The 1,339-nt window shown below is 68.0% G+C and carries 2 protein-coding genes; both read left to right on the top strand.

Translation table 11 applies throughout. The features are described 5' to 3' along the window. A partial coding sequence (locus tag ACFWJO_RS39455) for a 23S rRNA (guanosine(2251)-2'-O)-methyltransferase RlmB (RefSeq protein ID WP_386873085.1) occupies nt 1-395 on the top strand: 395 nt, incomplete at its 5' end. Nucleotides 396-549: 154 nt separating this feature from the next. After that, on the top strand, nt 550-1,339 hold a 790-nt coding region (locus tag ACFWJO_RS39450), incomplete at its 3' end, for a fatty acid desaturase family protein (RefSeq protein ID WP_386873083.1).

Below are 1,339 nucleotides of genomic sequence, written 5' to 3'. Positions count from 1 at the left end.
GTTCGGTGGCGGCATTCGGTGGTCACGGTGTGGTGATCCCGGAGCGGCGCAGTGCGTCGGTCACCGCGGTCGCGTGGCGGACGAGCGCCGGCGCGGCAGCCCGTCTACCGATCGCCCGGGCCACCAATCTCACTCGCACGCTGAAGGATTGGGCGTCCAAGGGTGTTCAGGTGGTTGGTCTCGATGCGGGTGGCGACACCACCCTCGACGAGTTCGATGGCAGCGGCCCCGTGGTGGTCGTGGTCGGCTCCGAGGGTAAGGGACTGTCGCGTCTCGTCCGCGAGAACTGCGACGCCATCCTCAGCATCCCGATGGCAGGCCCCGTCGAATCGCTCAACGCGTCCGTCGCCGCGGGTGTCGTGCTCGCCGACATCGCCCGCCGTCGCCGCGGCTAGGCATCCGGACCCGATCCAAGCCCGCACGGTCGGTAGTGGGCTGAGGGCGGCGCTGTCAACGCTGTCGACACCTACCGTAGACCTACAGTGTTGACAGGCTTCTAGCACCGGCGTTCACTGAGGTCATCAGTGGCCGCGAGGTTGGAGGCCGGTCATGGCAATCACCGATATCAAGGAGTACGCGCACCTCACCCAGCAGGACGTCGAGGCGCTCGGATTCGAACTCGACGCACTACGCCGCGACGTCGCGGAGTCCCTCGGCGAGAAGGATGCGACGTACATCCGCCGCACCATCGCGTTCCAGCGGTTGCTCGATGGCCTCGCGCGACTGGTGATCCACGGCAGCCGGACGTCCACCGGGGTGGTCCTCGGTACGACGGCACTGGGTGTGGCCAAGAGCGTGGAGAACATGGAGATCGGGCACAACGTGCTCCACGGCCAGTGGGACTGGATGCGCGACCCGGACATCCACTCCACCACGTGGGAGTGGGACTTCGTGACGCCGTCGCGGGCCTGGCAGAACACCCACAACGACCTGCACCACCGCTGGACCAACGTCGTCGGCAAGGACCGGGACGTGGGCTACAACGTGCTGCGCATGGACGAGTCCGAGCCGTGGCAGCCGCGGCACCTGCTCAACCCCGTGATCAACGCGGGGCTGGCCCCGATCTTCGAGTGGGGCATCGCCCTCTACGACCTCGAGCTGGACCGCGTGCAGAGCGGGGAGAAGTCCCGCGAGGAGCTGATGACGGATCTGCGCTCCGTGGGCGTCAAGGCGGCCCGGCAGTTCGCCAAGGACTACGTGGCCACGCCAGCCGTCGCCGAGGTGCTGACCGGCTCGGGCAAGGCCACGCTCGCGGGCACGCTGCTGGCCAACGGCCTGCGCAACATCTGGGCGCACTCGGTCATCTTCTGCGGGCACTTCCCGGAGGGGGCGGAGACGT

This window comes from Streptomyces sp. NPDC127092, from assembly GCF_042722475.1.
Lineage (GTDB): Bacteria > Actinomycetota > Actinomycetes > Streptomycetales > Streptomycetaceae > Streptomyces.
This window is presented reverse-complemented; position numbering and strand designations above follow the sequence as displayed.